The sequence below is a fragment of the Frateuria sp. genome (genome assembly GCF_013362045.1).
In the GTDB taxonomy this organism is placed as follows: domain Bacteria; phylum Pseudomonadota; class Gammaproteobacteria; order Xanthomonadales; family Rhodanobacteraceae; genus Frateuria_A.
The window spans coordinates 1-5,802 of record NZ_JABFWW010000117.1; the positions used below are offsets into that span (position 1 = coordinate 1).

At 70.6% G+C, this 5,802-nt stretch carries 3 protein-coding genes and 1 pseudogene; all 4 read right to left on the reverse strand.

All coding sequences use genetic code 11. From position 1 onward, the window contains the following. Positions 1–524 (reverse strand): annotated as a pseudogene (locus HOQ08_RS05380) (4-alpha-glucanotransferase); the annotation flags it as partial. 151 nt (positions 525–675) lie between these two features. Continuing rightward, the gene (gene treZ, locus HOQ08_RS05385) at positions 676–2,442 is read right to left on the reverse strand and encodes a malto-oligosyltrehalose trehalohydrolase (protein WP_291192350.1); all 1,767 of its coding nucleotides are present in this window, start codon (positions 2,440–2,442) and stop codon (positions 676–678) included. Further along, positions 2,439–4,550: a glycogen debranching protein GlgX gene (glgX, locus tag HOQ08_RS05390; protein ID WP_291192351.1), complete on the reverse strand. Its 2,112-nt coding sequence runs from the start codon at positions 4,548–4,550 to the stop codon at positions 2,439–2,441. Before glgX ends, treZ begins: the two co-directional genes overlap by 4 nt. A 43-nt stretch (positions 4,551–4,593) precedes the next feature. Next, positions 4,594–5,802, reverse strand: a 1,209-nt coding sequence (glgB, locus tag HOQ08_RS05395; protein ID WP_291192352.1) for a 1,4-alpha-glucan branching enzyme, incomplete at its 5' end; no start/stop codon positions are given.

Consider the following 5,802-nt stretch of genomic DNA (forward strand, 5'->3'; position numbering starts at 1 on the left):
GTGCAGTCGCCGGTGCCGCCGTCACCGGGCCGGCGCAGGCTGGCCAGCTGCACCGCCACGCCCCAGGGACGGCGCGCGCCGGCGATGTCCGCGATGCCGAAGCCGCGCGGCGGCGCAACGGCGAGCACGCATTCGTCCTCGCCCAACAGCAGGCGGTGGTAGCCGGGCATCGCCGGCACGCGCAGCACGCGCTCGTCCGCCGCCAGGGTGCCTTCGTCGACCGGGCTGCCCTGCTCGTCTTCGATGCGGTAGAGGCGCGGCGTGTTCGAAGGCGGCACCGACAAGGAGCCGCCGGCATCGGCCACGAGCAGGCGCGGCAATTGCAGGCTCCCGCGCTCGCGGCGCAGCCGGTCGAGGCTGGCGTCAACGTCGTCGTCGTTGGCGCACGGCAAACCGAGTGCGTCGAGCACGGCGCGCAGCGTGGCTGGCGCCACCTGCTGCGGGCGGTCGTTGGCATCGCGCCAGTGGACATCCACGCCGGCCTGTTCGGCCAGTTCCGCGAGGCGGGCGTCCAGGTCGCTCACGCGCATTCTCTGCAAGGACGGCCCGACACAGGACGCGCGGAGTGGGCTTCGGCCCGCCACTGTACGTTCCACGGCATGCGATGGGCTGAAGCCCGTCCTGCGGGACCCGCTGCAGGTCGTGATGTGGAAGCGTCGCGACGCTCGCTGAAGCTCATGCCGAAGGTTCCAGGAAAACCAGGGTGCAGGCGGGATCGAGGCGGCCTTCGGCCAAGGCGGCGATTGCCGACGCCTCGCCATGCAACCATCGCGCATCGGGTGTTGCCGTGGCGTCGATGGCAAGCCCATGCCCACCCAGGTTGCAGTACACGCACAGCTGCTCGTCCTGCAGTTGCCATCGCGCGTGCAGCGCGTGCCCGCCGATGGCGCGCGCGCCCAACGGCCGCGCCTGCTCCAGGCGCGGCGTCAGGTAATGCCTGCGCTTGGCCAGCAGCAGGCGGATCAGGGTCAGCCGCGCCACGCCCGCCGGCGTGGATGCTTCGTGCGGATCCGGCCGCGACTTCTCGAAAGTCGACGTTGCCTGCGGGTCGGGCAAGTCAACCGCTCCCTCGGCGAACTGCGCGAACTCCCTGCGGCGGCCTTCGCGCACGGCGCGACGCAGTTCTTCGCTCGCGTAGTCGGTGAAGAACAGGAACGGCGTGCGGCTGCCCCACTCCTCGCCCATGAACAGCAGCGGCACCATCGGCGTGAGCAGCAGCAGCGCGTAGGCCGCCTCCAGCCGCTGCGGGTCGGCCAGCGTGGTCAGCCGCTCGCCGCGTGCGCGGTTGCCGATCTGGTCGTGGTTCTGCAGGAAGTCGACGAAGCGCAGCGGACTCAGGCCCGCGCTCGCTTCGCCGCGGGGTTGGCCGCCCATCGGCTCGCCCTGCCAGGCAAAGCCTTCGGCCAGGCAGCGCACCAGCTTGCCCAGCGGATCGTCCGCGTAGGCGCCGTAATAGCCCGCGCGTTCGCCGGTGAGCAGCACGTGCACGGCGTTGTGGAAGTCGTCGTTCCACTGGGCGTCGAAGCCGCGCGGGCCGAGCAGGTGCGCCTGATTGGCCTCGTTCTCCAGGACCAGGTGCACCTGGCGGTCACCCATCGCCGCGCGCACGCGTGCGGCCAGAGCCAGCAGCCAGGCCGGATTGTGCAGGGCGTGCACGGCGTCCAGGCGCAGGCCGTCGAAGCGGAACTCTTGCAGCCAGTACAGCGCGTTGTGCACGAAGAAATCGCCCACCTGCGGTTGCGCCACGTCGATCGCCGCGCCCCAGGGGGTGGACGGGCCGCCGGTGCGGAAGAACGGCGAGGCGTACTCGCCCAGGTAGTTGCCGTCGGGTCCGAAGTGGTTGTAGACCACGTCCAGGACCATCATCAGGCCCTGCCCGTGCGCCGCGTCGACGAGCGCCTTGAGCTCGTCGGGCGTGCCGTAGGCGGCTGCGGGGGCGAACGGCAGCACGCCGTCGTAGCCCCAGTTGCGCGTGCCCGGGAACTGCGCGACCGGCATCAGCTCGACGGCGGTGATGCCCAGCGCCTCGAGGCGCGGCAGCATCGCCTGCACGCCGCGGAAGCCGCCGCAGGCGCCCACGTGCAGTTCGTAGAACACTGCCTCGTGCCAGGCCCGGCCACGCCAGTCGGCGTATCGCCACGCGTAGCCGCATGGATCGACCACCACGCTGGCGCCATGCACGTCGCCGCCCTGCTGCAGGCGCGAAGCGGGGTCCGGCACGCGCAGGCCCTGGGGCAACAGGTAGCGGTAGCGGGTGCCGGCCGAGGCCGTGCAGACGAGCTGGTGCCAGCCGTCACTCAGTGCCTGCATGGGCCGGATCACGCCCTCGTCGACTTCCAGCCGTACCTGCGCGGCGTCCGGTGCCCACAAGCGGAAGCGGGTCCGGCCATCGCGCTGCAGTTGAGCGCCATAGGGCATGGCATGGCCAAAGCACCGGCTCATGCACCGTCCTGCCGCGGCGCGGCGGAAAGCAGCATCACGCTCAGGCCGGCAACGTCGAGCGTGCCCTCCGCCACGTTGCGCTCGGGCAGCTCCGGATGCGCGCTGTCGACGCGCAGGCGCCACGGCAGCGCCGGAGCAGGCAGGCCGAAGCGGTGCAACTCGCCGGTGCCGTTGATCAGCAGCAGGGTGACGTCGAGATGGCGCCGCCCCTTGGGCAATGCGCGGCGCAGCATCAGCAGGCGGCCTTCGGCGTAATCCCAGTCGCCCTGCTGCATCGCGCTGCCGCTCTCGTTGAACCACGACACCGGCGGCAGGTCCGGCAGCAGGTCGGCGCCGCCGTGCATGAAGGCGCCGGCGCGCAGGGTCGGATGCTGCTCGCGCAGGCGGATCAGCCGCGCCACGTATTCGGCCAGCGCCCGGCCGCCGTCGGACTGGGCCAGCTTCCAGTCGAACCAGGAGATCTCGTTGTCCTGGCAATAGGCGTTGTTGTTGCCGCCCTGGGTGCGGCCGAACTCGTCGCCGCCCAGCAGCATCGGCGTGCCGTGCGAGAACAGCAGCGTGGCGAGCATGGCGCGTTTGGCACGGCCGCGGGTATCGAGGATTGCCGCATCGTCGGTCGGTCCCTCGACGCCGTGGTTGTTGCTCTCGTTGTCGTTGGCGCCGTCGCGGTTGTCCTCGCCGTTGGCCTCGTTGTGCTTGTGCTCGTAGCTGACCAGGTCCTGCAGGGTGAAGCCGTCGTGCGCGGTGACGAAGTTGACCGAGGCCCACGGCCGGCGATGCTGGTGGTCGAACAGCTCGGCCGAGCCCTGCAGGCGTCCGGCCAATGTGCCGCGCAGGCCGGCGTCGCCCTTCCAGAAGCGGCGCACGTCGTCGCGAAACTGGCCGTTCCATTCGGCGAAGCCGGGCGGATGGTTGCCAAGCTGGTAGCCGCCGGGGCCAACGTCCCACGGCTCGGAGATCAGCTTGACGCCGTTCAGCACCGGGTCCTGGCGCATCGCGTCGAACAGGCCGCAGTTGGGATCGAAGCCGTTCGCCTCGCGGCCCAGCGTCACGCCCAGGTCGAAACGGAAGCCGTCGACGTGGAAGGTGTTCACCCAGTAGCGCAGCGAATCCATCACCAGCTGAAGCACGCGCGGGTGCGCGGTATTGAGCGTGTTGCCGGTGCCGGTGTCGTTGATGCAGTGGCGCGGGTCGTCCGGCAGCAGCCGGTAGTAGCTCAAGTTGTCCAGGCCGCGGAAGGACAGCGTGGGCCCGAGCTCGCTGCCCTCGCCGGTGTGGTTGTAGACCACGTCCAGGATCACCTCGATGCCGGCCAGGTGCAGCGCCTGCACCGCGGCGCGGATCTCGTTGAGCGCGCCCTCCGCCAGGTACGAGGGCTCCGGGGCGAAAAAGGCCAGCGTGTTGTAGCCCCAGTAGTTGCGCAGCTTCATCTCGGCCAGGCGGCGGTCCTGCACGAAGGCGTGGATCGGCAGCAGCTCGACCGCGGTGACGCCCAGGTGCGCCAGGTGGTCGATCACGAACGGATCGGCCAGCGCCAGGAAAGTGCCACGCTCGTGCGGACGCACGCGCTTGAGCGTGCGCGTGATCCCGCGGAGGTGCGCCTCGTAGACGATGGTGCTGGACCAGGGCGTGCGCGGGCGATGGGCGCGGCTCTCCCAGTGCATCGGCTCGTCCACCACCACCGCCTTGGGACAGGCCGCGGCACTGTCGCGGCGATCGAAGGAGAGGTCGGCCCGCGGCGAGGAGACGCGGTAGCCGTGCAGCACGTCCGACCAGCGCAGTTGCCCGGCGAGCTGGCGCGCATAGGGGTCCAGCAGCAGCTTGTTCGGGTTGAAGCGGTGGCCCTGCTCCGGCTCGTAAGGGCCGTAGGCGCGATAGCCGTAGAGCTGGCCGCCGCGCAGGCGCGGCAGGTAGCCGTGCCAGACCTCGTCGGTGCACTCGGGCAACGCGTAGCGGGCGATCTCGCGCCGGCCGGAGGGGTCGAACAGGCACAGATCGATGCGCTCGGCGTGCGCGGAGAACACCGCGAAGTTGGTGCCGATGCCGTCGCAATGGGCACCCAGCGGATACGGCGAACCGGCCTGCATGCGTTCGGGCAGCGTGGGCATCAGCGGCCTCCCGGCGTCCCTTGCACGAGGGCGGAGCCGGCGCTCATGCCCGTTCCGCCAGATAAATCACCGTAGCCAGCGGCGGCAGCGTCAGCGCCAGCGAATACGGCTGGCCATGGACCGGCACCGGATCGGCCCGTGCCTCGGCCTGCCCCACCCCCGAGCCGCCGTAGTCGCCCGCGTCGGTGTTGACCGCCAGCTGCCAGCGCCCCTCGCGCGGCACGCCGATGCGGTAGTCGTGCAGCGACGTGGGGGTGAAGTTGCTCACCACCAGCGCCGGGCGCGCGTCCTCGGCGAAGCGCAGCCAGGCGAACACGCTGTTGGCGGTGTCGTCGCCGATCGCCCAGCGGAAGCCGCGCGGGTCGCCGTCCCAGGCGTGCAGCGCAGGCTCGGCCGCGAGCAGGCGGTTGAGGTCGCGCAGCAGCCGTTGCACGCCGCGGTGGCGCGCATCGTCCAGCAGTTCCCACGGCAGTTGCGCGTCGTGGTTCCACTCGGTCGGCTGCGCCAGTTCGCCGCCGGCGAACAAGAGCTTCTTGCCCGGATGGCCCCACATGAAGCCGTAGTAGGCGCGCAGGTTGGCGAAGCGCTGCCAGTCGTCGCCCGGCATGCGGCCCAGCAGCGAGCGCTTGCCGTGCACCACCTCGTCGTGCGACAGCGGCAGCACGTAATGCTCCGAGTACGCGTACACCATCGCGAAGGTCATCTCGTGGTGGTGCCAGCGCCGGTGGATCGGGTCGCGCGCCATGTACTGGAGCGTGTCGTGCATCCAGCCCATGTTCCATTTGTAGTCGAAGCCCAGGCCGCCCTCGGTTGGCGCGCGGGTGACGCCGGGCCAGGCGGTCGATTCCTCGGCGATGGTGAGCACGCCCGGGTGATGCTGGTGCAGCACGGCGTTGAAGCGCTTGAGGAAGGCGATCGACTCGAGGTTCTCGCGCCCGCCGTGGACGTTGGGCACCCACTCGCCGTGCTTGCGGCTGTAGTCGCGGTAGAGCATCGAGGCGACCGCGTCCACGCGCAGGCCGTCGATGTGGAAGCGCTCGGTCCAGGCCAGCGCGCTGCCGATCAGGAAGCCGGACACCTCGTTGCGGCCCAGGTTGTAGATCAGCGTGTTCCAGTCCTGGTGGAAGCCTTCGCGCGGGTCGGCGTGCTCGTACAGCGCGGTGCCGTCGAACTGCGCCAGGCCGTGCGCGTCGGTGGGGAAATGCGCCGGCACCCAGTCCAGGATCAGGCCCAGCCCCGCTTCGTGGCAGCG